At 72.8% G+C, this 25207-nt stretch carries 22 protein-coding genes, 3 pseudogenes and 1 riboswitch; of the genes and pseudogenes, 14 read left to right on the top strand and 11 right to left on the bottom strand.

Going from position 1 to position 25207, the window contains the following annotated elements; translation table 11 throughout:
- The first annotated feature begins 90 nt into the window (after positions 1-90).
- The 9 genes and pseudogenes from pyrH (at position 91) to IF37_RS42580 (ending at position 9815) form a co-directional block, all read left to right on the top strand.
- Complete coding sequence (gene pyrH / locus IF37_RS0127340) at positions 91-849, top strand: UMP kinase (protein WP_014675284.1); 759 nt, start codon at positions 91-93, stop codon at positions 847-849.
- 183 nt (positions 850-1032) lie between these two features.
- Positions 1033-1590, top strand: coding sequence for a ribosome recycling factor (gene frr, locus IF37_RS0127335; protein WP_030747989.1), 558 nt, complete (start codon positions 1033-1035; stop codon positions 1588-1590).
- A complete protein-coding gene (locus IF37_RS0127330; RefSeq protein WP_079165901.1) occupies positions 1590-2732 on the top strand; it encodes a phosphatidate cytidylyltransferase in 1143 nt (380 codons plus the stop codon). The genes frr and IF37_RS0127330 overlap by 1 nt, the downstream gene beginning before the upstream one ends.
- 182 nt (positions 2733-2914) lie before the next feature.
- Entirely contained in the window at positions 2915-4168 is a 1254-nt protein-coding gene (locus IF37_RS0127325) for a cytochrome P450 (protein WP_030747983.1), read from the top strand.
- Positions 4169-4310: 142 nt separating this feature from the next.
- Positions 4311-5417 (top strand): 23S rRNA (adenine(2503)-C(2))-methyltransferase RlmN, encoded by a 1107-nt coding sequence (gene rlmN, locus IF37_RS0127320; RefSeq protein WP_030747980.1) that lies wholly within the window; start codon positions 4311-4313, stop codon positions 5415-5417.
- 23 nt (positions 5418-5440) lie between these two features.
- Positions 5441-5548, top strand: a riboswitch (TPP riboswitch).
- Between the two features lie 80 nt (positions 5549-5628).
- Complete coding sequence (locus IF37_RS0127315) at positions 5629-6714, top strand: thiamine ABC transporter substrate binding subunit (RefSeq protein ID WP_030747977.1); 1086 nt, start codon at positions 5629-5631, stop codon at positions 6712-6714.
- Between the two features lie 38 nt (positions 6715-6752).
- Entirely contained in the window at positions 6753-8354 is a 1602-nt protein-coding gene (locus IF37_RS0127310) for an iron ABC transporter permease (protein ID WP_030747974.1), read from the top strand.
- Positions 8355-9392 (top strand): ABC transporter ATP-binding protein, encoded by a 1038-nt coding sequence (locus tag IF37_RS0127305; protein ID WP_030747971.1) that lies wholly within the window; start codon positions 8355-8357, stop codon positions 9390-9392.
- A 4-nt stretch (positions 9393-9396) separates the two neighbouring features.
- Positions 9397-9815 (top strand): annotated as a pseudogene (locus tag IF37_RS42580) (maleylpyruvate isomerase N-terminal domain-containing protein).
- 78 nt (positions 9816-9893) lie between these two features.
- Here IF37_RS42580 and IF37_RS0127295 read toward each other — a convergent pair.
- From IF37_RS0127295 to IF37_RS0127265, 7 genes are all read right to left on the bottom strand, one after another.
- Positions 9894-10595, bottom strand: a complete 702-nt coding sequence (locus tag IF37_RS0127295) for an LAETG motif-containing sortase-dependent surface protein (protein ID WP_030747969.1) — start codon at positions 10593-10595, stop codon at positions 9894-9896.
- Positions 10596-10756: 161 nt separating this feature from the next.
- Positions 10757-11881 (bottom strand): LOG family protein, encoded by a 1125-nt coding sequence (locus IF37_RS0127290; RefSeq protein WP_030747967.1) that lies wholly within the window; start codon positions 11879-11881, stop codon positions 10757-10759.
- A gap of 36 nt (positions 11882-11917) precedes the next feature.
- Positions 11918-12325, bottom strand: coding sequence for a VOC family protein (locus IF37_RS0127285; protein ID WP_030747965.1), 408 nt, complete (start codon positions 12323-12325; stop codon positions 11918-11920).
- A 131-nt stretch (positions 12326-12456) separates the two neighbouring features.
- On the bottom strand, positions 12457-13812 hold the full coding sequence (locus IF37_RS0127280) for a hypothetical protein (RefSeq protein ID WP_030747962.1): 1356 nt from the start codon (positions 13810-13812) through the stop codon (positions 12457-12459).
- Positions 13794-14534, bottom strand: coding sequence for an ABC transporter ATP-binding protein (locus IF37_RS0127275; RefSeq protein ID WP_030747960.1), 741 nt, complete (start codon positions 14532-14534; stop codon positions 13794-13796). The genes IF37_RS0127280 and IF37_RS0127275 overlap by 19 nt, the downstream gene beginning before the upstream one ends.
- Before the next feature lie 190 nt (positions 14535-14724).
- Entirely contained in the window at positions 14725-16089 is a 1365-nt protein-coding gene (locus tag IF37_RS0127270) for an aspartate aminotransferase family protein (RefSeq protein ID WP_030747957.1), read from the bottom strand.
- A 19-nt stretch (positions 16090-16108) separates the two neighbouring features.
- Complete coding sequence (locus IF37_RS0127265; RefSeq protein WP_030747949.1) at positions 16109-16630, bottom strand: Lrp/AsnC family transcriptional regulator; 522 nt, start codon at positions 16628-16630, stop codon at positions 16109-16111.
- Positions 16631-16800: 170 nt separating this feature from the next.
- On the opposite strand from IF37_RS0127265, the gene IF37_RS0127260 reads away from it, so the two are divergent.
- Together IF37_RS0127260 and IF37_RS0127255 are read left to right on the top strand one after the other, a co-directional pair.
- On the top strand, positions 16801-18240 hold the full coding sequence (locus IF37_RS0127260) for a gamma-aminobutyraldehyde dehydrogenase (RefSeq protein WP_030747947.1): 1440 nt from the start codon (positions 16801-16803) through the stop codon (positions 18238-18240).
- A 158-nt stretch (positions 18241-18398) separates the two neighbouring features.
- Positions 18399-19592 carry an extracellular solute-binding protein gene (locus IF37_RS0127255; protein WP_030747945.1) on the top strand — a complete coding sequence of 398 codons (1194 nt, stop codon included), beginning with the start codon at positions 18399-18401 and terminating at the stop codon, positions 19590-19592.
- Between the two features lie 17 nt (positions 19593-19609).
- On the opposite strand, the gene IF37_RS0127250 is transcribed toward IF37_RS0127255, so the two are convergent.
- On the bottom strand, positions 19610-20356 hold the full coding sequence (locus tag IF37_RS0127250) for an IclR family transcriptional regulator (RefSeq protein WP_030747944.1): 747 nt from the start codon (positions 20354-20356) through the stop codon (positions 19610-19612).
- A gap of 85 nt (positions 20357-20441) precedes the next feature.
- Between IF37_RS0127250 and IF37_RS0127245 the strand changes: the two genes are divergently transcribed.
- A complete protein-coding gene (locus tag IF37_RS0127245; RefSeq protein ID WP_030747943.1) occupies positions 20442-21086 on the top strand; it encodes a nitroreductase family protein in 645 nt (214 codons plus the stop codon).
- A 31-nt stretch (positions 21087-21117) separates the two neighbouring features.
- Positions 21118-21648, top strand: coding sequence for a hypothetical protein (locus tag IF37_RS0127240; protein ID WP_030747941.1), 531 nt, complete (start codon positions 21118-21120; stop codon positions 21646-21648).
- 22 nt (positions 21649-21670) lie between these two features.
- On the opposite strand, the gene IF37_RS0127235 is transcribed toward IF37_RS0127240, so the two are convergent.
- From IF37_RS0127235 to IF37_RS0127225, 3 genes and pseudogenes are all read right to left on the bottom strand, one after another.
- Positions 21671-22822, bottom strand: coding sequence for a serine hydrolase (locus IF37_RS0127235; RefSeq protein WP_030747939.1), 1152 nt, complete (start codon positions 22820-22822; stop codon positions 21671-21673).
- Between the two features lie 215 nt (positions 22823-23037).
- Positions 23038-23721, bottom strand: a complete 684-nt coding sequence (locus tag IF37_RS0127230) for a glycerophosphodiester phosphodiesterase (RefSeq protein WP_079165900.1) — start codon at positions 23719-23721, stop codon at positions 23038-23040.
- Positions 23722-23776: 55 nt separating this feature from the next.
- Positions 23777-24983 (bottom strand): annotated as a pseudogene (locus tag IF37_RS0127225) (adenosine deaminase).
- Positions 24984-25001: 18 nt separating this feature from the next.
- Between IF37_RS0127225 and IF37_RS39750 the strand changes: the two are divergent.
- Positions 25002-25207, top strand: a pseudogene (locus IF37_RS39750) (hypothetical protein); the annotation flags it as partial.

Raw genomic sequence — 25207 nt, 5'->3', positions numbered from 1 at the left:
GAGGCCATTGCCGCGCATGGGAGCGAAAAGCGACCCCACCGGCAATGGCCTTCTTCGTATGTGCAACACGTGAAAGAGGCGGGATCCCCCATGACCACCAAGGCCCAGAAGAGCGACGACGGCAAAGTACGCGGCCGGTTTCTGCTGAAGCTGTCCGGAGAGGCCTTCTCCGGCGGCGGGGGCCTGGGCGTCGACCCGGACGTGGTGCACAAGATCGCCCGTGAGATCGCGGCCGTCGTGCGCGACGGGGCCCAGATCGCGGTCGTCATCGGCGGCGGCAACTTCTTCCGCGGCGCCGAACTCCAGCAGCGCGGCATGGACCGCGCCCGCTCCGACTACATGGGCATGCTCGGCACCGTGATGAACTGCCTCGCCCTCCAGGACTTCCTGGAGAAGGAGGGCATCCAGTCCCGCGTGCAGACGGCCATCACCATGGGCCAGGTCGCCGAGCCGTACATCCCGCTGCGCGCCGTGCGCCACCTGGAGAAGGGGCGCGTGGTCATCTTCGGCGCCGGCATGGGCATGCCCTACTTCTCCACCGACACCACCGCGGCCCAGCGCGCCCTGGAGATCGACGCCGAGGCGCTGCTCATGGGCAAGAACGGCGTGGACGGGGTCTACGACTCCGACCCCAAGACCAACCCCGACGCCGTCAAGTTCGACGCGCTCGGCTACGGCGAGGTCATCACCCGTGACCTCAAGGTCGCCGACGCCACCGCCATCACGCTGTGCCGTGACAACAAGCTCCCGATCCTCGTCTTCGAGCTCCTCGCGGAGGGCAATATCGCCCGCGCCGTCAAGGGTGAGAAGATCGGCACGCTGGTGGGTGACCAGGGCAGCCGGGACTGACCGGCACGCCCCCGTCGCCCGGGGCGCACCGCCTGTCCGGGGGACGGACGGGACGCGCCCTGGCCGGGGGATGGACAATGTCCTGCCGGTCGGGAACCGTGCAGGAAGAAGACGCGACGCAGCCGGCCGCCGCCCCGCAAGGAACCGCAGCCGGGCCTTACTCAAGACACGCAGGAGCAAGTGGTGATCGAAGAGACCCTCCTCGAAGCCGAGGAGAAGATGGAGAAGGCCGTCGTGGTCGCCAAGGAGGACTTCGCCGCGATCCGCACCGGCCGTGCGCACCCCGCGATGTTCAACAAGATCGTGGCCGACTACTACGGTGCCCCGACGCCGATCAACCAGCTGGCCTCGTTCTCCGTACCGGAGCCGCGGATGGCGGTCGTGACCCCGTTCGACAAGACCGCGCTGCGCAACATCGAGCAGGCGATCCGCGACTCCGACCTGGGCGTCAACCCCAGCAACGACGGCAACATCATCCGGGTGGTGTTCCCCGAGCTGACCGAGGAGCGCCGCCGCGAGTACATCAAGGTCGCCAAGGGCAAGGGCGAGGACGCGAAGGTGTCGATCCGCTCCGTGCGCCGCAAGGCCAAGGACGCCATCGACAAGATGATCAAGGACGGCGAGACCGGCGAGGACGAGGGCCGCCGTGCGGAGAAGGAGCTGGACGACCTGACGGCGAAGTACGTCGCGCAGGTGGACGAGCTCCTGAAGCACAAGGAAGCGGAGCTGCTCGAAGTCTGATGAGCGACTCTTCCTGGGGGGCGCCGCCATCGGCGGGGCAGGCCGGCTACTGGGGGTCCACCGCGGGTGGACCTGTCCAGGGGGCTGCCCCGGCGGGTCCCGCGTACGATGCGCCTCAGGCGCAGCAGACTCGCCCCATGCCCATCGTGCCCGACGGCCCCGTCTACGGCGGAGAGCAGGACCACCAGGACGCGGGCCGGGGGACCGCTCGGCTGAGCGGCCCCCTGTTCCGTGACGAGACGTTCCAGGCCCGGGAACTCCCGGCCGAGACCCAGAACCCGGAGCCCATGCCCGACGTCCCGCAGACGCCGCCGGCACCGCAGAAGAAGAGCGCGGGCCGTGACCTGAGCGCGGCCATAGGGGTCGGCGTCGGGCTCGGTGTGGTGATCGTCGCGTCCCTGTTCATCGTCAAGGCCGTGTTCATCGGCGTGATAGCGCTCGCCGTCGTCGTCGGGCTGTGGGAGCTGACGAGCAGGCTCCAGGAGCGCAAGGGCATCAAGGCGCCGCTCGTGCCGCTCGCGGTCGGCGGCGCGGCCATGGTCGTCACCGGGTACGTGCGGGGCGCCGAGGGCGCGTGGGTCGCCATGGCCCTCACCGCCCTGGCCGTCCTGGTCTGGCGGATGACGGAACCGCCCGAGGACTACCTCAAGGACGTCACCGCCGGCGTCTTCGCCGCGTTCTACGTCCCCTTCCTCGCCACGTTCGTCGCGCTGCTGCTCACCGCCGACGACGGCCCCTGGCGGGTGCTGACCTTCCTGCTGCTGACGGTCGTCAGCGACACCGGCGCCTACGCGGTCGGCTGGCGCTTCGGCAAGCACAAGCTCGCCCCGCGCATCAGCCCCGGCAAGACCCGCGAGGGCCTGTTCGGCGCGGTGACGTTCGCGATGGTGGCGGGCGCGCTGTGCATGCAGTTCCTGATCGACGACGGCGTCTGGTGGCAGGGTCTGCTGCTGGGCCTGGCGGTCGCGGCCAGCGCCACGCTGGGCGACCTCGGCGAGTCCATGATCAAGCGGGACCTGGGCATCAAGGACATGGGCACCTTGCTCCCCGGTCACGGCGGCATCATGGACCGGCTGGACTCCCTGCTGCCGACGGCCCCGGTGGTGTGGCTGCTGATGGTGGTGTTCGTCGGCTCGGCGTGAGCCGCGTGCCGTACGGCTTCCGGGCCTCCTTCCCGCGCGCGGGAAGGAGGCCCGTCGTCATTCCACCGGGCTCCGGATGCCGTAGCAGAAGTCGCCCGGCGGGCGCGCGGGCCGCAGACTCCCTGGCAGGACGGCGCGTCCCCGCCGCCCGCCCCCGGCCATGCAGCAGGGAGTGTGCCCGAATGCCCCTCGACCCGCCCCCGGCACCGATATCGGCCCCGGCCCCGGCCCCGCCCCTCCCGGAGGTGCGGTTCTGGCCCGTCGACGACCTGCCCGCGCTCGACCCCGACCCGTTCCTGGACGAGGTGCTGCGCGAGGAGCCCGTCACCCGGATCGAGCTGCCGTACGGCGAGGGACACGCCTGGCTGGTGACGCGGTACGCGGACGTCCGCCGCGTCACCTCCGACCCGCGCTTCTCCCGGGCCCGGGTCGTCGGCCGGGACGTGACCACCATGCGCCCGGTGCCGGTCGCCTCGCAGACGGCCGGTCTCCAGTACATCGACCCGCCCCGGCACACCCTGCTGCGCCGGGTCGTCGCCCAAGCCTTCACCGGGCGGAGCATGCGGCGCCTGCGTCCGCTCGCGGAACGCCGGGCCGCCGGGCTGCTGGACGCCATGGCGCGCGCCGGGGCACCGGCCGACCTCATGACACACCTGCACGGCCCGTTCCCGCTCGCCGTGCTCCGCGACTTCCTCGGGGTGGACGAGGAGGACTGGCGGCACTGGGCCGCGTCCGGTCAGGCCCTGCTGTCGGCGGGCGCCGAGTCCGCCGACAGCAGTGCCCGGAAGGTCGCCGGGGCCACCCGCGCCCGGATCGTGGAACTGCTCCTGAGCCGCCGCGCGGAGCCCCGCGACGACCTGGCCGGGGTGCTGGCGCGGGCCGCCGCCACGGGCCGGATCACCGACGACGAGGCGGTCTCCCTGGCGATCGCCGTCCAGGTCAGCGGCGGGCACGCGGTCCGCAACAACAGCGGTTCGATGATGTACGCGCTGCTCACCCACCCCGAGCGGTTGGACCGGCTGCGCCGCGAGCCGGAACTGCTGCCCCGCGCCGTGGAGGAACTGTTCCGCTACGTCCCGCACCGCAACGGCGTCGGCATCCCCCGGGTCGCCGTCGAGGACGTCGAGGTCGGCGGCCGGCTGATCCGCGCCGGTGACGTGGTCTACAACGCCTACCTGGCCGCCAACCGCGACCCGGAGGCGTTCCCCGACCCCGACCGCCTCGACTTCGACCGGGAGCACACCGCCCACCTGGCCTTCGGCCACGGCCCGCACCACTGCCCGGCCGCCGTCATGGCCCGCATGGAGGCCGAGGTCATGATCGGCTCCGTCCTCGCCCGCTTCCCCGGCATCCGTCTCGCCGTACCCCCCGGGGAGGTCGAGTTCCAGCGCCGGGGCCTGCTCCGCGGCCCGCGGACACTGCCGGTGACCTGGTGAGCCCGGTCGGCGCCGACGGGCCCGTCTTCCGCTCCCCGGCTTTGCCAGCCCGCTCTCTCCCCGCCCCCGAGGGAGCACCCGAGACCGGCGTCCGGAGCGACATCCCGGGTCACCCGATTGGATCTGCGACACTGGTACCACCATGCCCAAGCCCGGAGAACTCACTTTCGTCGCCCCGCGCGGAGCCAAGAAGCCGCCGCGGCACCTCGCCGATCTCTCGCCCGCCGAACGCAAGGACGCGGTGGCCGAGGCCGGGGAGAAGCCGTTCCGTGCCAAGCAGCTCTCGCAGCACTACTTCGCGCGGTACGCGCACGACCCGGAGCAGTGGACCGACATCCCCGCCGGTTCGCGTGCCAAGCTCCAGGAAGCGCTCTTCCCGGAGCTGATGACCGTCGTCCGCCACCTGTCCACGGACCAGGGGACCACCCGCAAGACGCTGTGGCGGCTGTTCGACGGGACCCTCGTGGAGTCCGTGCTGATGCGGTACCCGGACCGGGTCACCATGTGCATCAGCTCGCAGGCGGGCTGCGGCATGAACTGCCCGTTCTGCGCCACCGGCCAGGCGGGTCTGGACCGGAACCTGTCGACCGCCGAGATCGTCCACCAGATCGTGGACGGCATGCGGGCGCTCCGGGACGGGGAGGTGCCGGGCGGTCCGGCGCGGCTGTCCAACATCGTCTTCATGGGGATGGGCGAACCGCTCGCCAACTACAAGCGGGTCGTCGGGGCCATCCGGGCGCTCACCGACCCCGCCCCGGACGGACTCGGGCTCTCGCAGCGCGGGATCACCGTGTCGACCGTCGGACTGGTGCCGGCCATCCACCGGTTCGCCGACGAGGGCTTCAAGTGCCGCCTGGCGATCTCCCTGCACGCCCCCGACGACGAACTGCGCGACACCCTGGTCCCCGTGAACACGCGGTGGAAGGTGCGCGAGGTGCTGGACGCCGGACTGGAGTACGCCGAGAAGAGCGGGCGCCGGCTGTCCATCGAGTACGCGCTGATCCGGGACATCAACGACCAGGCGTGGCGCGGCGACCGGCTCGGCCGGTTGCTCAGGGGCAAGCCGGTGCACGTCAACCTGATCCCGCTGAACCCGACGCCCGGGTCGAAGTGGACCGCGTCGCGGCCGGAGGACGAGAAGGCGTTCGTCGAGGCCATCGCCGCGCACGGGGTGCCCGTCACGGTCCGGGACACCCGTGGTCAGGAGATCGACGGAGCCTGTGGTCAGCTCGCGGCCACCGAGCGGTAATCTGGCCACGTCCACATATCTTCATATTCCGACAGGGGAGCGCCACAGCGCTGAGAGTGCGGCGATCGGGCCGCAGACCCTCTGAACCTCGCCCAGGTCATTCTGGGTAGGAAGTTCGGTCATCACTCAAGCTGTTGCGCCCTGCCCGGGTTCCGTCCGCGGAGCCCGCGCAGGGCCGCGTCTCTTCCTGGCCCACCCAGGAGGACAACCAGTGCACAACAAGACCCTCGTGGCCGTCGCGGCGGGACTCGGCCTGCTCGCCCTGCCCGCGCTGACCGGGTGCGGATCGTCCGACGCCAAGGACTCCGCTGACACCAAGACGGTGACCCTCGTCAGCCACGACTCGTGGGCCGTCTCGAAGAACGTCCTCAAGGACTTCGAGAAGCGGTCCGGGTACAAGGTCAGGGTCCTGAAGGACGGCGACGCCGGACAGGCCGTCAACAAGGCCATCCTCACCAAGGGCAACCCGCAGGGCGACGTGTTCTTCGGCGTCGACAACACCCTGCTGTCCCGGGCCCTCGACAACGGGCTGTTCCAGCCGTACGCCGCCAAGGGACTCGACCAGGTCGACGCCTCCCACCGGCTCGACCCGTCGAAGCACCGGGTCACGCCCGTCGACTACGGCGACATCTGCGTCAACTACGACAAGTCCTGGTTCTCCGAGCACAAGCTGACCCCGCCGCAGACCTTCGCAGACCTCGCCGATCCGCGCTACAAGAACCTGCTCGTCACCGAGAACGCGGCCACCTCCTCGCCGGGCCTCGGCTTCCTGCTCGGCAGCGCCGCGAAGTTCGAGCGTGCGGGCGGCTGGCCGGACTACTGGAAGAAGCTCAAGGCCAACGGCGTCAAGGTCGTCGACGGCTGGGAGCAGGCCTACTACCAGGAGTTCTCCGGCTCCTCCGAGGGCAGGAAGGCCGGCGGGGACCGGCCGCTCGTGGTGTCGTACGCCTCCTCCCCGCCCGCCGAGGTGATCTACGCCAAGAAGCGGCCCGCCACCGCCCCGACCGGTGTGGCCACCGGCACCTGCTTCCGGCAGACCGAGTTCGCCGGGCTGCTGAGCAACGCGCGGAACGCCGAGGGCGGCAAGGCGTTCATCGACTTCCTGCTCACCAAGGAGTTCCAGCAGGACATGCCGCTCAACATGTTCGTGTACCCGGTCGTGAAGGGTGCCGCCGTGCCCGCCGAGTTCACGCAGTACGGCCCGGCCGCCAAGGACCCCGAGACCATGGCGCCCGAGAAGATCGCCGCCAACCGCGACCAGTGGGTCAAGTCGTGGACGTCACTCGTACTGAAGTGACCGGCGCCCGGCGCGGGAACGCGACGCGGCTCGGGCTGATGGCCCTGCCCGTCGCGTTCTTCGCGGTGTTCTTCGCCTGGCCCGTGGCCGCGATCGTCACGCGCGGGCTGCGGACCGACGGCGCCTGGCGGTTCGGGCGGATCGCGGACGTCGTCACGCAGCCGGACATCCGGCACGTGCTGTGGTTCACCACCTGGCAGGCGCTCGCCTCCACCGCGCTCACCCTGCTGCTCGCCCTGCCCGCCGCCTATGTCTTCGCCCGCCTCGACTTTCCCGGCAAACAGGTGCTGCGGGCCGTCGTCACCGTTCCGTTCGTGCTGCCGACCGTCGTCGCCGGCAGCGCCTTCCTGGCGCTCGTCGGCCGGGGCGGACTGCTGGACGAGCTGTGGGGGGTGCGGCTGGACACCACCGTGTGGGCGATCCTGCTGGCCCATGTCTTCTTCAACTACGCGGTCGTCGTCCGCACGGTCGGCGGGCTGTGGGCCCAGCTCGACCCCCGTCAGGAGGAGGCCGCGCGGATGCTCGGCGCCTCCCCGGCGACCGCCTGGCGCCAGGTCACCCTGCCCGCGCTCGCGCCCGCCGTGGCCGCCGCCGCCCTGATGGTCTTCCTGTTCACCTTCACCTCCTTCGGGGTGGTGCAGATTCTCGGCGGGCCCGCCTTCTCCACCATCGAGGTGGAGATCTACCGGCAGACCTCCGAGGTCTTCGACCTGTCCGCGGCCGCCGTGCTCACCCTCGTCCAGTTCGCGGCGGTCGGCGCGATCCTCGCCGTGCACGCCTGGACCGTACGGCGGCGGGAGACCGCGCTGCGCCTGGTCGACGCCGGGACGACCGCGCGCCGGCCGCGCGGCGCCGGCCAGTGGACGCTGCTCGCCGTGGTCCTCGGCACCATCGCCCTGCTCCTGGTGCTGCCGCTCGGCGTCCTGGTCCGCCGCTCCCTCGACGCGCCCGGCCTCGGCTACTACCGGGCGCTGGCGGACTCCGACGGCGGTACGTTCCTCGTGGCGCCGGTGCACGCCGTGTGGACCTCGCTGGAGTACGCCGTCGCCGCCACCGCCATCGCCGTGGTGATCGGCGGCCTGGCCGCGGCGGCGCTGGCCCGCCGGGACGCCGGACGGCTGGTGCGGGGCTTCGACGCGCTGCTGATGCTGCCGCTCGGCGTGTCCGCCGTGACCGTCGGCTTCGGCTTCCTGATCGCCCTCGACAGACCGCCGCTGGACCTGCGCCAGTCCTGGATCCTGGTGCCGCTCGCCCAGGCACTGGTCGGCGCCCCCTTCGTGGTACGGACCATGCTGCCGGTGCTGCGCGCGGTGGACACCCGGCTCAGGGAGGCGGCGGCCGTCCTCGGGGCGTCGCCCTGGCGGGTGTGGCGGGAGGTGGACCTGCCGCTGGTGCGGCGGGCGCTGCTGGTCGCCGCCGGCTTCGCGTTCGCCGTGTCGCTCGGCGAGTTCGGGGCGACCGTGTTCATCGCCCGGCCCGACAACCCCACGCTCCCGGTCGCCGTGGCCCGGCTGCTCAGCCGCCCCGGCGAGCTCAACTACGGCCAGGCGATGGCCCTTTCGACCATTCTGATGGTGGTGTGCGCCGCCGCGCTGCTCGTCCTGGAGCGGCTGCGCACCGACCGGACGGGGGAGTTCTAGATGCTGTTGAGCCTTCAGGCCGCGACCGTGCGCCTCGGCGGGCGGACCGTGCTCGACACGGTCGGTCTCGACGTCGCCGAGCACGAGGTGGTGTGCGTCCTCGGACCCAGCGGGAGCGGCAAGTCGACGCTGCTGCGCGTGGTCGCGGGACTCCAGCCGCCGGCCTCCGGACGGGTGCTGCTGGACGGCCGCGACCAGGCGGGGGTGCCCGCGCACCGGCGCGACGTCGGCCTGATGTTCCAGGACCACCAGCTCTTCCCGCAGCGCGACGTCGGCGCCAACGTGGCGTTCGGGCCGCGCATGCACGGAGTCGGCCGGGCGGAACGGGAAGGCGAGGTGGGTCGGCTGCTGGAACTGGTCGGTCTGCCGGGGGCCGCCCGGCGGGCGGTGACCTCCCTGTCCGGCGGCGAACAGCAGAGGGTGGCCCTCGCCCGGGCGCTCGCGCCCCGGCCCCGCCTGCTGATGCTGGACGAACCACTCGGCCAGCTCGACCGCTCGCTGCGCGAACGGCTCGTGGTCGAGCTGCGGGAGCTGTTCGGCCGGCTCGGTACGACCGTGCTCGCCGTCACCCACGACCAGGGCGAGGCGTTCGCGCTGGCCGACCGGGTGGTGGTGATGCGGGACGGGCGGATCGCGCAGTCCGGGACACCGGTCGAGGTGTGGCAGCGGCCCGCCGACGCGTTCGTGGCCCGCTTCCTCGGCTTCCGGAACGTGGCCCCGGCGACCGTCGCCGGCACCGCCGCCGACAGCCCGTGGGGCAAGCTGCCCGTGCCCGACGGCTCCGCGCAGGGCGACCGCACGGTCCTCGTCCGTCCGGCCGGGGTCCGTCTCGTGCCGGCCGACCGGGGACTGCCCTGCACGGTGACCGCCCGCACCTTCAAGGGCACCCATGTGGCCGTCCACCTCCAGCCGGCGGACGCCCCGCGGCTGGAGGCGGCCTGCGCGCTCCGGGACGCGCCGGAGCCCGGCGCCCCGGTCGGCGTGGAGTTCGACGCGGCGGAGATCGCGGTACTGGACGGGGCGGGCACCCTGGGGTGAGGTCATGTCCGTGCTCACACATGACCGCTGCTGTGACGAAATCGCCCACCGGATCGGGCAGTTGAGGGACGTGGTGGCCTCCGGCGCCGACCTGTCGGCGACCGTGCCGACCTGCCCCGACCGGTCGCTGGAGGACCTCGTACGGCATGTGGGCGGCGCCCTGCGCCGGGTGGACGCCCTGGTGCGTGCCCGGGCGCGGGAGAACATCCCGGCGGAGCGCGTCCCGGCGGACTGGTCGAACCGGGCGCGGACGGAGTGCGCCGGCGGCGTGGGCACGAGAAGACCACGGCCGCCCTGCGGGGTCCGCTCACCCGGGTGCTGCTCGCCTTCTGCCGTCGGCTGCCGCTGGACGGCCCCGGCCTGGAGGTCCTGGGCGACCGGGAGTTGCCGGAGTTCCGGCTGGAGCGGGCCACGTTCGGCTGACACGCGCGGGCCGGGCGTGACCGCGGCCCGTCCCCTGGGGACAGGGGGACGGGCCGCGGCGCGGTAGGGCGCCCGGGCTCAGCCGTCGCGGTCGGCGCCGCGGCGGCGCATGCCGAACCAGACGGCGCCGCCGCCGACGACGACCAGGGCCGCCGCGAGCCCGGCGATCAGGCCGGTGTGGGAGTCGGCGCCGGTCTCGGCGAGGCCGGAGTCACCGGCCGCCGGGGACGGCGCGTTGTCCGCGCCGCCCGCCGGAGCGGGGCTCGATGCGGAGGCCGACGGGACCGGGGTCACCGGCTCGGCCGGGGCCGGCGTGGACGCGGACGGGACGGGGGACGCGGACGAGGAAGGTGTCGTGGCGGTCGGGGTCGGGCTCCCGGTCGCGCAGGCGGTGGCCGGGGTCACCAGGTCGGGCCGGACGTCCTCGTCGACGGCCTGGCCGGCCTTGACGTGGACCCGGTAGGTGGCGTTCGGCTTCCAGTCCTCGGTGAAGGTGATCGAGGTGCCCGCCTTCGACCCGGTGACCGGCTGCTCGCCGACCCTCGTCTCGACGCCGCCGGCGCCCTTGAGGAATATGGTGACGGTGGCGTCCTCGGCGGAGGCGTCCGTGTCGGTGACGACGATGACGCCCTGGTCGCCGTCGCACTTGGCTTCGGCGGAGAAGTCCTTGATGTCGCACGCGAGGGCGGAGCCGGCCAGGCCGAGCACCAGGGCCGCCGATCCGGAGGCCAGGCCCAGAACGGCCGCGGAACGGCGTACGCTACGGCGAGTGATGGACAACGTTTGTCCTTTACAGAGTGCAATCGCGGGGGGTGGAGGGGGAGTTGGGGCGACGCGTCAGGCCAGGCCCCAGCACCCCCGGGAGGCTCACAGGTTTATAAGCGCTCCATAAGAAGTGTCAACGCAGGTGCCGCCACACGGTCGTTGACTTTGCCCGCTCATTAACCGCCGAGACGTTTCAACGCCTCCGGGGCCTGCTCGATCCGGTCAACGAGGGCGATACGGGACTCCATCCCCCGTCCCCGCGCCAGCGACCGGAGCAGCGGCCAGGCGGGCAGCTCCCGCGTCCAGTGCTCGACGCCCACCAGCACCATGGGGGCCGGCTCACCGCGCGACTCGTAGTAGTTGGGCGTCGCGTTGTCGAAGATCTCCTGTACGGTCCCGGCGGCGCCCGGCAGGAACACCACCCCGGCGGTGGAGCGGGCCAGCAGGCCGTCCTCGCGGGTGGCGTTGGCGAAGTACTTGGCGCAGTGCGCGGCGAAGGCGTTCGGCGGCTCGTGGCCGTAGAACCAGGTGGGGACGCCCACCGACGCCCCGCCGCCCGGCCAGCGTTCGCGCACCTCGAACGCGGCCCGCGCCCAGTCCGTGACGGACGGCCGGAACGAGGGCGCCTTGGCGAGCAGCCGGAGCGCGTCCTGGAGCATCTCGCCGGTGAACGGGGCGGCGTACGCGCCGAGGTTGGCCGCCTCCATCGCCCCCGGCCCGCCGCCGGTGGCGACGGTGAAACCGGCGCGGGTCAGCTCGCGGCCGAGCCGGGCGGCGCCGGCGTAGTCGGCGCTTCCGCGGGCCGTCGCGTGGCCGCCCATGACGCCCACCACCCGCGCGCCGACCAGGAGTTCGTCCAGCGCGTCGGAGACGGAGTCGTCGTGGATCGCGCGCAGCATCGAGGCGAAGACGTCACCGTCGTCCTTCGTCCGCCGGAACCAGGCGTAGGCCAGGGCGTCCGGTGTCCTCTCGTACCCCTCGTCCAGGGACTCGAACAACTCGTCGGGGGTGTAGACGAATCCGCGGTACGGATCGAAGGGGAGCCCGGGGACCGGCGGGAACACGAGCGCCCCGGCCGACCGGACGTGGGCGGCGGCCTCGGCGTCCATCGGGCAGCCGAGGAAGACGGCGCCGGTCGTGTCGAGGCGGAGCAGGTCGGCGGTGCGGCCGGTCAGGTCCACGGCCTGGACGCGGAACCGGGCGAGCGAGCCGTGCTCGGCGACCACCTCGTCGAACTCGGCGAGCGACTCTATCTCGCGGTCGTGGGCGGCGCGGTGCGGCTGGGCGGGTGTCGGATGCACCCGCCCATGCTGGCACGGACGTTCGAGCCGTGACGATCAGCCCTGGACGGCCGCCGGGTCCATCCATATGACCTCCCAGGTGTGGCCGTCGAGGTCGTCGAAGGCGCGGCCGTACATGAAGCCGTGGTCCTGGGTCTCGCCGCTCGCCGTGCCGCCGGCCGCGATCGCCTTGTCGACCAGCTCGTCCACCTGCTGCCGGCTCTCGGCGCTCAGACAGACCAGCACCTCGCTGGTGATCCTCGCGTCCGCGATCTCCTTCTTGGTGAACGTCGCGTAGAACGGCTTCGTCAGCAGCATCGCGACGATGGTGTCGCTGATCACCACGGAGGCCGCCTTCTCGTCGCTGAACTGCGGGTTGATCGTGTAGCCGATTTCCGTGAAGAACTTCTTCGAGGCGTCGAGGTCGTTCACGGGCAGGTTCACGAAGATCATCTGCTGGTACATGCGGGCCTCTCCCGTCGGGGTGGTGCGCGGTGGTTCGCGTTCGAGGGGTGGACCGGCGGCCCGCCCCGAACTCATCGGCGGCGGACGATCTTTTTTCCGGCGCGGTCCGGCCGGCCTGTCCCGGCCGGCGGTCAGCGCGCCAGGGGCAGGGCCGACAGCGCGGCGATCCCCAGCGTGAGCGGGCCGAACAGGGCCAGCAGGGCCGCCGCGCGGAGGGCGGCGGCCCCGCGCAGCACGGTGGCGGGCGCGCCGAGGCGGAGCAGCGCGGCCGTGGTGCCGGCCCGGCACTGGCGGGCCTCCACCGCCGCCGTCAGCAGGGTGGCGACGGCGGAGCCGGCGACGACGAGCGCGCCGACGGCGGAGAGCGGGCCGAAGGCGGAGGCCGGACCGTGGTGCAGGACGGTCATGGCGTAACCGGCGCACGCCACCGCGCAGACCACGCCGAGGGGGCGGCCGATCCGGCCGGCCTCCGTCATCAGGACCCGCCCGGCCAGCAGCCGGAGCGCGCCCGGCCGGGTGCACTGGAGGAGCAGTCCGCACAGGTGGACGAGGCCGGGGGCGGCCAGCACGAGGCCGGTGCCGGTGAGGAGCCAGCCGAGGAGCACCGCGGGGGCGGGGACGGTGGCGGGGCGGCCGGCGTAGGCCTGTGCCGCGAGGCCCGCGGTGACGAGGGCGATCCCCCAGGGGAGGCCCACGGGGGTCCGGGCGGGGTCGAGTGCGGCGGGGACGGCGTCCGGGACCGGTGGCTCGGGGGCGTTCGCGCCGTCCTCCGCCTGGACGGCGGTCGTGGCGGCGCCGCCACCGCCCGCCGGGCGCCGGCCGGGCCGCCCCTCGGCGCCGGCGGTGGCCTTCCGCCCGCTCCGGCCGCCGGAGCGGGCGCCGAACCGGCCGTACGCCCCGAACGTCTCCCGGGCCGGCGTGCCGCCGAACGTCCCGAAGCGGCCGGACACCCGGGGGCCCCGGGACACCGGGCGGGGGTCCCGGGGGCGCAGGGCCAGGGCCACCGTCGCCGTCGCCGTGGCCGGGAGCAGGGCCAGCAGGGTCAGCGCCGCCGGGGCCGGCAGCGGCAGGTCCGCCGCCAGGAAGTCCGCCGCCGCGCCGTCGAACGGCAGGCCCCGCAGGTCGCCGCGGAGGTGGAGGAAGACGAGCAGGGCGAGCAGGGAGCCCAGGGTGCAGGACAGGGCCGTCGTCAGCGCGGAGACGGCCATCAGGCGGGCCGGGCCGAGGCCGACGGCGGACAGGCCGGGGCGCGGCCGGGTGCCGGGGTCGGTGCGGGCGACCGCGAGCGCGAGGTGCACCGTGGCGGCGAGCGGCACCGCGCACCAGGCCAGGTGCAGCGCGGCGGCGTCCGGGGCCTCCGGGTGGTGCAGGGCGTAGCCGAGGCTGGACAGCAGCAGGAAGCCGGTGCCCGCCGAGGCCCCGGCCACCAGCAGGCGGCGCAGCTGGACGGCGGGACGGGCGGCGCGGGTCAGACGGAGAGCGAGCACGCGGCCCGGCCTTCCGCGTCGGGGGCGTCCGGCAGGTGCACGGTGTGCACGCGCCGCCCGTCCAGCATGGCCACCGAACGGTCGGCGAGGGCGGCGGTGTCGGGGTCGTGCGTGGCCAGGACGACCGTGATGCCGTGCGAGCGGGCGGCCGAGGTCAGGGTGCGCAGCACGTGGTTGCGGTCGGCGCGGTGCAGCGGCGCCGTGGGCTCGTCGGCGAAGAGCACGGCGGGCCCGGGGGCGAGCGCGCGGGCGATGGCGACGCGCTGCCGCTCGGCGTGCCGCAGCCGGCCCGGACGGCAGCGGGCCTTGTCGCCGACGTCCAGCCGCTCCAGCCACTCCAGCGCGGCCACCTTGGCGTGGCGGCGGCCGGCGCCGCGCAGCATCAGCGGGAGCGCGGCGTTCTCCCAGACGTTCAGCTCGGGGACCAGGACCGGCTCGGGGTCGATCCAGCCGAAGCGGTCCCGGCGCAGCCGCTCGCGGGCCATCGGGCCGAGGGTGTGGACGGGGGAGCTGTTGAACCACACCTCGCCGCCGCCCACCGGCACCACGCCCGACAGACAGCGCAGCAGGGTGGTCTTGCCGCTGCCGCGCGGCCCGCTGACGGCGAGGATCTCGCCCTCCCGTACGCCGAGCGAGACCCCGGCGAGACCGGGGGAGCCGTCGCGGTGGGTGAAGTGCAGGGAGCGTGCCCAGAGCACGTCGTTGTCCGGCGGGGCCTCCATGGGCGTACACCTCGGTTCTGGTCCGTTTTCCCGTGCCTGTTCCCCCGTCCGGGGGAACGAAGGCGGGGCCGGTCGGTCACTGGAACGCTAGGCAGGTCCCGGACGGGAGCCCGGACAGCACGCGGCCCCGGGCCGCCGTTCTCACTCGAACGGACGGCGCCGGGGCCGCGTCGGTCATCCGGTCGGATGATCAGAGCTTGGTCCACGCCTCCGTGAGGGTGGCCCGCAGGATCTGCTCGATCTCGTCGAAGGTCTCCTGGTTGGAGATCAGCGGCGGGGCGAGCTGGACGACCGGGTCGCCGCGGTCGTCGGCACGGCAGTACAGGCCGTTGTCGAACAGCGCCTTGGAGAGGAAGCCGTACAGGACGCGCTCGGTCTCCTCGTCGTTGAAGGACTCCTTGGTGTTCTTGTCCTTCACCAGCTCGATGCCGTAGAAGAAGCCGTTGCCGCGGACGTCGCCGACGATCGGCAGGTCGTGCAGCTTCTGGAGGGTCTGGAGGAAGGCGCCCTCGTTGTCCAGCACGTGCTGGTTGAGGTTCTCGCGCTCGAACAGGTCGAGGTTGGCGAGGCCCACCGCGGCCGACACCGGGTGACCGCCGAAGGTGTAGCCGTGCAGGAAGGTGTTGTCGCCCTTGTAGAACGGCTCGGCGATCCGGTCGGAGACGATGCAGGCGCCGATCGGGGAGTAGCCCGAGGTCATGCCCTTGGCGCAGGTGATCATGTCCGGGACGTAGCCGAACTTGTCGCAGGCGAACATCGTGCCCAGGCGGCCGAAGGCGCAGATGACCTCGTCCGACACGAGCAGCACGTCGTACTTGTCGCAGATCTCGCGGACCCGCTGGAAGTACCCGGGCGGCGGCGGGAAGCAGCCGCCGGCGTTCTGCACCGGCTCCAGGAAGACCGCGGCGACGGTGTCCGGGCCCTCGAAGAGGATCTGCTGCTCGATCTGGTCGGCGGCCCAGCGGCCGAACGCGACCGGGTCGTCACCGTGGATCGGGGCGCGGTAGATGTTGGTGTTCGGCACCTTGTGCGCGCCCGGCACCAGCGGCTCGAAGGGAGCCTTCAGGGCCGGCAGGCCGGTGATGGACAGGGCGCCCTGCGGGGTGCCGTGGTAGGCGACCGCACGGGAGATGACCTTGTGCTTGGTGGGCTTGCCGACCAGCTTGAAGTACTGCTTGGCGAGCTTCCAGGCGGTCTCCACGGCCTCGCCGCCGCCGGTGGTGAAGAAGACCTTGTTCAGGTCGCCCGGGGCGTGGTCGGCGAGGCGCTCGGCCAGCTCGACGGCCTTGGGGTGGGCGTACGACCACACCGGGAAGAAGGCCAGCTCCTGGGCCTGCTTGAAGGCGGTCTCGGCGAGTTCCGTGCGGCCGTGACCGGCCTGGACCACGAACAGACCCGCGAGACCGTCCAGGTAGCGCTTGCCCTTGTCGTCGTAGATGTAGGTGCCCTCACCACGGACGATGGTCGGCACGGGCGCGTTCTCGTACGAGGACATGCGGGTGAAGTGCATCCACAGGTGGTCGTACGCGGTGCGGCTGAGGTCCTTGGTGCTCACGGTTATCGGGTCCTCACGGTTATCGGGTTCCCCACATGTAGGTCTGCTTCTTGAGCTTCAGGTAGACGAAACTCTCGGTGGAGCGCACCCCGGGCAGCGCCCGGATGCGTTTGTTGATGACGTCCAGCAGATGGTCGTCGTCCTCGCAGACGATCTCGGCGAGGATGTCGAACGAGCCCGCGGCCATCACCACGTACTCGACTTCCGACATGGCGGTCAGCGCGTCCGCGATCGACTCGACATCGCCCTCGACGTTGATCCCGACCATCGCTTGCCTGCGGAAGCCCACGGTCAGCGGGTCCGTGACGGCGACGATCTGCATCACGCCCTGGTCCAGCAGCTTCTGCACGCGCTGGCGCACGGCCGCCTCGGACAGGCCGACGGCCTTGCCGATCGCGGCGTACGGCCGGCGGCCGTCCTCCTGGAGCTGCTGGATGATGGCGAGGGAGACGGCGTCCAGCTGGGGACTGCCGCCGTTCCTGGACTCGCGGGACGAGTCCCTCTGGTCTGCGCTTCGACTGGCCACGGCCTCACTCTGCACGACGTATCGACAGTTTTGCAAGGCCCAAGCGATGAAATCCGTTGTTTGAGGGACTACACCTTGCGGATTTCGCAGATCGCATGGCGGTGGGGGTGTTGAAAACGTCGGTGCGGCGATTAGGGTGGGTGTCTCAGCTATCGGACAGCCAGAACCACACCAGGAGGCCGGCAGTGAGCACCGAGCTGCGTCGTCTGCGCAACTACATCGACGGTGAGTTCCGGGACGCCGCCGACGGACGGACCACCGAGGTGGTCAACCCCGCGACGGGCGAGGCGTACGCCACGGCGCCGCTGTCGGGGCAGGCGGACGTGGACGCCGCCATGGAGGCCGCCGCCCGCGCCTTCCCCGGCTGGCGCGACACCACGCCGGCCGAGCGGCAGAAGGCCCTCCTGAAGATCGCCGACGCGTTCGAGGAGCGCGCCGAGGAGCTGATCGCGGCCGAGGTGGAGAACACGGGCAAGCCGGTCGGGATGACCCGCTCCGAGGAGATCCCGCCGATGGTCGACCAGATCCGCTTCTTCGCGGGCGCGGCCCGGATGCTGGAGGGGCGCAGCGCCGGCGAGTACATGGACGGGATGACCTCGATCGTCCGCCGCGAGCCGGTCGGCGTCTGCGCCCAGGTCGCCCCCTGGAACTACCCCATGATGATGGCGGTGTGGAAGTTCGCCCCGGCCATCGCGGCGGGCAACACGGTCGTCCTGAAGCCCTCGGACACCACCCCCGCCTCCACCGTGCTGATCGCCGAGATCATCGGCTCGATCCTCCCCAAGGGCGTCTTCAACGTCATCTGCGGCGACCGCGACACCGGCCGTGCCATGGTCGAGCACCCGGTCCCGGCGATGGCCTCCATCACCGGTTCCGTCCGCGCGGGCATCTCGGTCGCCGAGTCCGCCTCCAAGGACGTCAAGCGCGTCCACCTGGAGCTGGGCGGCAAGGCCCCGGTCGTCGTCTTCGAGGACACCGACATCGCCAAGGCCGTCGAGGACATCTCCGTCGCGGGCTTCTTCAACGCCGGCCAGGACTGTACGGCCGCGACCCGCGTCCTCGTCCACGAGTCCATCCACGACGAGTTCGTGGCCGCGCTCGCCAAGGCGGCGGCCGAGACGAAGACCGGACAGCCGGACGACGACGACGTGCTCTTCGGCCCGCTGAACAACCCCAACCAGCTCAAGCAGGTCTCCGGCTTCATCGACCGCCTCCCGGACCACGCCAAGGTCGAGGCGGGCGGCCACCAGGTAGGCGACAAGGGCTACTTCTACGCCCCGACCGTCGTCTCCGGCCTGAAGCAGGACGACGAGATCGTCCAGAACGAGGTCTTCGGCCCGGTCATCACCGTGCAGACCTTCACCGACGAGGACCAGGCCGTCGCGTACGCCAACGGCGTCGAGTACGCCCTGGCGTCCTCGGTGTGGACCAAGGACCACGCCCGCGCGATGCGCATGTCCAAGAAGCTCGACTTCGGCTGCGTGTGGATCAACACCCACATCCCGCTGGTCGCCGAGATGCCGCACGGCGGCTTCAAGAAGTCCGGCTACGGCAAGGACCTGTCGGGTTACGGCTTCGAGGACTACACCCGCATCAAGCACGTCATGACCTCGCTGGACGGCTGATCGCCGTGCCCGCCCGGAGCGGCCCGGACAGGACACCCTCCTGTCCGGGCCGCTCCGCGTCCGCCCCGGCCGGTGATCGACAAGGTGTCGGAGCGTCGGCGGTCCGCTCGACGCAGCGTCGATTGTCCCGGCGGCCGGTGGAGCGGCATCCTTCCGGGGTGCCCCAGACTTCCTCCCCCGCCTCCGCGCCGTCCCGCCGCTCCTTCCTGGCCGCCCTCGGCGGCACCGCCGCGTTCGGCGCCCTGGCCGGCTGCGGGGTGCCCGCCGCCTACGTCAAGCCCGGCGACCGGGCCGCCGCCGACGAGTCCGCGGCCGACAAGAAGCTGACCTGGGCCAACTGGCCGCTCTACATCGACACCGACGACGACAGCCCCGACCGGCGGCCCACACTGGAGGGGTTCGAGAAGCGCACCGGGATCTCCGTCGACTACGTCGAGGAGATCAACGACAACGACGAGTTCTTCGGCAAGATCAGCCCCTCGCTGATGAACCACCAGCCCACCGGCCGCGACCTGATCGTCATCAGCGACTGGATGTGCGCCCGGTACGTACGGCTCGGCTGGGTCCAGGAGATGGACCGCGCCCGCCAGCCGCACGTGGCCGAGAACCTCGACCCGCTGCTCCGCTCGCCCGCCTTCGACAAGGGCCGCCGCTTCACGGTGCCCTGGCAGTCGGGCATCACCGGCATCGCCTACAACCACCGCAAGCTCGGCCGGGAGATCCGGCACGTGAAGGACCTCTGGGCGAAGGACCTCAAGGGCCGCGTGACCCTGCTGTCCGGCCTGGACGAGTCGTTCGCGCTGCTGATGCAGGGCAACGGCGTGGACATCACCCGCTGGACGGCGCGCGACTTCCACCAGGTCTGCGACCAGGTCGAGCGGGAGGTCCACCGGGGCCAGATCCGCCGCTTCACCGGCAACGACTACACCAAGGACCTGGTCAGCGGGGACGTCCTGGCCTGCCAGGCGTACTCCGGCGACGTCATCCAGCTCCAGGCGGACAACCCCGACATCCGCTTCGTCGTCCCCGAGGAGGGCGCCGAGCTGTGGTCGGACTCCCTGATGATCCCCAACCGGGCCCGCCACAAGGCCAACGCCGAGCGGCTGATCGACTACTACTACGAACCCGAGGTCGCCGCGGAACTCGCCGCCTGGGTCAACTACGTCTGCCCGGTCCCGGCGGCGCGGGAGGTCCTGGCCGCGTCCCGGGACAAGGACACCGCCGCCCTCGCCGACAACCCCCTGATCTTCCCGGACCCCGTCATGCGCCGCCGCCTGGCCGTCGCCCGGGACATCACGCCCGGCGAACGCCCGGAGTTCGCCCAGCGGTGGAACCGGATCGCGGGCCTCTAGCGCCGCGGCGCCTCCCGTCAGCCGGCCAGTGCCCGGCTCACCGTCGCCGCCGCCTCGCGCACGGCCGGTGCCAGGCGGCCGGGGCGGGCGGCCGTCGGCGCCGTCAGCGACAGCGCCCCCAGCGCGGTGCCGTCGCGGAACACGGGGGCGGCCAGAGAGAGTTCGCCGAGGCGGTACTCCTCGTGCGCCTCGGCCAGCCCGGTCGCTCGGACACGGGCCAGCTGGGCGCCGAGCACGCCCGGGGCGGTGACGGTGTAGGGCGTGTGCCGGACGCCGACGCCCCGGCCGCTGCCGGTCCTGCTGCCGGAGTCGGTGCCGGTGACGGTGTCCGTTCCGGTGGGGTCGCCGTCGGTCCGGGGGGTGCCGAGGCCGTGGGCCAGCAGCACCTTGCCGGCCGCCGTGGCGTGCAGCGGGAGCCGTTCGCCGGTGACCAGGCACAGCGCCGTGCCGTCGGCCGGGATCGCCACGTCCGCGTGTCCGCCGGTACGCGCGGTGAGGACGGTGAGGGCCGGCAGCGCTGTGCTCAGCAGGCCGCGGGGGCAGGGGGCCGCGGCGCCGAGGGTGCGGACACGGGTCCCGAGGCGGTAGGAACCGTCGGCCGCCCGCTCCAGCCCGCCCCAGGCCACCAGTTCCCGCACCAGGCGCAGCGCGGTCGGCACGGGCAGCCCCGTGCGGCGGGCGATCTCCGTCAGGCGCAGTGTGCCGGGCGCGTCCACGAACGCGTCCAGCACGGAGAAGACCCGCCCGGCGACGCTCTCGGCCATCCGTTCCTCCACACTTCCCGCGCGGTTTTCGCTCAGTGAAAGCCGGGCCTTGGCACCGGCCGGCACCGCCCGCCAGGGTCAACGCATGACTCTCGGGCTTACTTCCGACCAGCTCCTGTCCACCACCCGTGCCGTCCGCCACCGTCTCGACCTCACCCGCCCGGTGCCGCGACGGCTGCTGGAGGAGTGCGTGGACCTGGCCGTCCAGGCGCCCAGCGGACGCAACCGGCAGCGCTGGCACTTCGTCGTCGTCACCGACCCGGATCGGCGGGCCGCCCTGGCCGAGGTGTGGCGGGCCGGGGTGAGCACGCCCGGCGCGAGTGACCCGCTGCCGCAGCGGGACGTGCGCCGGGCGGACGTGGCGCGGATGGACCGGGTCTACTCCGGCGCCGCGCATCTGTACGCGCACCTCCACGAGGTGCCGGCACTCGTCGTCCCGTGCGTGGAAGGGCGTACCGACGACGCGCCCGTGCTACGCCAGGCCGGTACCTGGGGCTCCATCCTGCCCGCCGTGTGGAGCTTCATGCTCGCCGCCCGCGCCCGGGGTCTCGGCACCTGCTGGACCACCGGCAACCTCGTCGACGAGCGGGAGTCGGCCCGGGTGCTCGGCATCCCGTACGACGACGTGATGCAGGCGGCGCTCCTCCCCGTCGCGTACACCATCGGCACCGACTTCCGGCCGGCGCGGCGCATCCCACGGGAGAGGGTGCTGCACTGGAACCAGTTTTGAACATGTTCAATTCCAGGCGTAGGCTGCTGTCATGAGCGACAGAGCCGCCCTGCTCAAGGGCATCCGCGTCTGGCTGGTCTGCTTCGTGGTGTGCCTCGTCCTCAGCGGGGCCACCGCCTTTCCGCTGGTGCACGAACTGCGCTGGACCGAGGGCGCGTTGCGCGCGCTGTCCGTGCCGGAGCACCTGCCCGGACCGGCCGCGTGGATCTCCCGGGTGCGCGAGGGGCTGGACACCGCCGACGCCGACTACCCCTTCCTCCTGTACGGCACCGACTGGCTGGCCTTCGCCCACCTCGTCATCGCGGTCGCGTTCCACGGCCCGTACCGCGACCCCGTCCGCAACGTCTGGGTCGTCGAGTTCGGGATGATCGCGTGCGCCGGGATCATCCCGCTCGCCCTCGTCTGCGGACCCGTCCGCGGCATCCCGTTCTGGTGGAGCCTGATCGACATCGCGTTCGGGGTCTTCGGCATCGTCCCCCTGTACCTCGTACGGAAGAAGATCAAGCGGCTGGAGGCGCTCGGCGCACCGACCGTGCCCCCGGCCCCCGTACCGGCCCGCTGAAGCCGCGCCCCGCCGCCGTACGTCAGCGGTTGAAGGCGGGGAACGCGAAGCGCTGGGCGACGCCCAGTCCGTCACCCTTGGCGTCCGCGGAGTTGACCGAGTAGACCAGGGTGCGGGACAGGTCCGAGGTCGCCGCGATCGCCGTGGCGTACCCCGGCCGCGAGCCGGTCTTGCCCCAGATCACCTTGCCGTCGACCTCGAACCGCTCCAGCGCCGCCCCGTACCGCGCGCCGGGCACGTCCGGCAGGGTGAACATCTCCCTCAGCTGCGGCTCCGGCACCACCCGGCCGCGGAACACCCCGACCAGCAGCCGCTCCAGGTCGGCGGTGGTCGATATCAGGTCGCCGGCCGCGAAACGGTCGGTCATGTTCCAGTCGGTGACGTCGACCAGCCTGCCGTCGATCCAGTCGTAACCCCGGTTGTGCGGCCCGTGGACGCGGGGGTCCGCCCCGGCCGGGAACGAGCTGTGCCGCATGCCCAGCGGCCGGAAGACCCGCACCCGCGCCTGGTGCGCGTAGGAGTCGCCGGTCACCTTCTCGATGAGCATGCCGAGCACCGTGTAGTGGATGTTGCCGTACGTCTGCCGCGTGCCCGGCGGGTACGCGGGGCCCTGCGCGACGGCCGCCGCCACCACCTCACGGGGCGTCAGGGTCTCGAACCGGTGGGCGTAACCGTCCTCGACCGTGTCACCGAGCGACGCCCCCGGCCGGAGGCCGCTGGTGTAGTTCAGCAACTGCCGCACGGTGACCGGTGCGAAGTCCCCGGTGAGCAGCCCCGGCAGATAGTGCTGCACGGTGCCGTCGAGGTCGACGCGGCCCTCCGCGGCCAGTTGCAGCACGATCGACGCGGTGACCACCTTCGTCACCGACCCGGCCCGGAACCGCGCGTTCTCCAGGGCGGGCGCCCCGGTACGGACGTCCCGCACCCCGGCCGTCCCACGCCAGGTGCCGTCGCCGCCGACCCGGAGCAGCGCGGCGGTGGCGTCGTGGTCGGGCAGCCCGGAGAGCGCGGCGGCGAGGGCCTCGGCGTCGGGCCCCTCGGCGGCGGACGCGCGGGGCGCGGTGGACGCGGGGGGCACGGACGCGGCGAACGCGGGCACGGCCGCCAGCGGGCCGGCGGCCAGCGCGGCCACGAGACCGGCGGCCACCAGGGCGGAGCGGGCGGTACGGCGCATGACGGGCTCCTCGGGAGGATCGGGTGAAGTCGCGTGACCATCCTCCGGCGGTGCGCCGCCGCCCGGATCCTCACCGAGGAGGGCTTTCGACCCTTGCTCGTCCCCGACCAACGGGCCTTCCCGCTCGGGGCGTTGTACGGGATCGCCCCTACGGGCACGCATCGGGGCGCCCGCGGCGCGGCGCTCCCGCTCCCCGGCCGCCCCGCCCTCGGCGGCTACCGGGAGCGCAGGGCGTGCAGGACGTCGATCCGGTTCGTCGTGATGGAGTCGACGCCCAGGTCCAGCAGGCGGTCCATGGAGCGGCGGGTGTCCGGGGTCCACACGGAGAGCAGGCAGCCGTCCCGGTGGACGCGGGCGGCCAGCTCCCGGCTCACCAGCGAGAAGCGGTAGTTGAGCCAGCGCGGACGGATCGCGGCGAGCAGCGCGGGGCGGGGCGGGGCCAGGCTCGTCCAGGTCAGCGCGATCTCGGCGGCCGGGTCGGCGGCGCGGACGGCGAGCATCGCCTCGGCGCCCGCGCTGTAGTAGACGCGCTCCCGGGCGTCGCTCCGCCGGACCACGTCCATGATCCGCTGCACCGTCCGGCGGCCGACCGGACCGCACAGGTCCACCATCACCCGGCTCTCCCCGGTCGCGGCCAGGGCCTCCGCCAGCGTCGGCACACCGCCGGCCGTCAGCCCGCGCAACTCCTCGGCGGACAGCGCGCGCAGCGGTCTGTCCACCCCCCACAGCCGGTGCGGGCTCTCGTCGTGCAGCAGCACGGGCACGCCGTCGCGGGTGAGCCGTACGTCGATCTCGACGGCGTCCGCGCCCCGGCCGAGCGCGGAACGCAGCGAGTCGAGGGTGTTCTCACGGAAGCGGTAGGGGTCGCCGCGGTGGGCCACGGCGGTCACGGTCTGCATGGCCCCCATTGTGGCCGCCGCGGCGGCTCCCCCGGGTCCGCGGGGCCGCGTGGGCTCAGCCGGCGAGCCAGGCGGCGGTGTAGGCGTCGATCTCCCCGGCGATGCGCGCCTTGCCCGCCGCGTCCAGGAAGGAGGCTTCGACGGCGTTCTTCGCGAGCCCGGCCAGACCGTGCTCGTCCAGCTCCAGCAGGCGGGCGGCCACCGCGTACTCGTTGTTCAGGTCGGTGCCGAACATCGGCGGGTCGTCGGAGTTGATCGTCACCAGCACCCCGGCCCGGGTGAACTCCCTGAGCGGGTGCTCCTCCAGGGTGCGCACCGCGCGGGTGGCGATGTTCGAGGTCGGGCACACCTCCAGCGGGATGCGGTGCTCGGCGAGGTGGGCGAGCAGCTTCGGGTCCCGCGCCGCGCTGGTGCCGTGTCCGATGCGCTCGGCGCGCAGTTCGGTCAGCGCGTCCCACACCGTCTCCGGGCCGGTCGTCTCCCCGGCGTGCGGGACGGAGCGCAGGCCCGCGGCGATGGCCCGGTCGAAGTACGGCTTGAACTGCGGCCGGGGTACGCCGATCTCCGGCCCGCCGAGCCCGAACGACACCAGGCCCTCCGGGCGGACCCGGTCCTCGGTGGCCAGCCGCGCCGTCACCTCGGCCGCCTCCAGACCGGCCTCGCCGGGGATGTCGAAGCACCAGCGCAGTACGGTCCCGAACTCGGCCTCGGCGGACTTGCGGGCGTCCTCGATCGCGTCCATGAAGGCCCGCTCGTCGATGCCGCGCCGGGTGGAGGAGAACGGGGTGATGGTCAGCTCGGCGTACCGCACCTGCTGCCGGGCCAGGTCGCGGGCCACCTCGTAGGTGAGCAGCCGGACGTCCTCCGGGGTGCGGATGAGGTCCACGACCGACAGGTAGACCTCGATGAAGTGCGCGAAGTCGGTGAAGGTGAAGTAGTCGGCCAGGGCCTCGGGGTCGGTGGGCACCTTGGAGTCGCGGTGCCGGGCGGCCAGCTCGGAGACGATGCGGGGGGAGGCGGAGCCGACGTGGTGGACGTGCAGTTCGGCCTTGGGCAGTCCGGCGATGAAGGCGCGCAGATCGCGGTCGGCGGTGCCGGTGGCGGGTACGGCGGTGTCGGTCAAGGGGTCCTCCCCGGGAAGGGCGCCCGCGGTCCGCGGTCCGCGGCCGGGGCGCCGGTGATCGGCTGATCGGTGGCGCGGCTTCATCGTAGGCCCCGCGCCGCGCGGTCCCGGCGTGCCCGTAGCATGACGGGACGTCCAGCAGAGGGGGCCTTTCACCATGTCCGACGAGGTGCCGCAGTCCACACCGGGGGAGCGGACCGCCGGTCACCGGTCCGGGATACCCCGGGTCTCCCTGGACAAGCCGGCGGACCCGGCCCGGCCGGACCAGGCACCCCTCGGGGCGCCGGCCGCGGACGAGCCCCCGGCCCGGGACGCGGGCCCCGCGCCCGCGCCCGTCCGCGACCAGCCGGGGCCGGCGACCTC

The organism is Streptomyces sp. NRRL S-31, assembly GCF_000718775.1.
Taxonomy (GTDB): Bacteria; Actinomycetota; Actinomycetes; order Streptomycetales; family Streptomycetaceae; genus Streptomyces.
The sequence above is the reverse complement of the archived record's forward strand: the minus strand, read 5'-3'. Positions and strand labels throughout refer to the sequence as shown.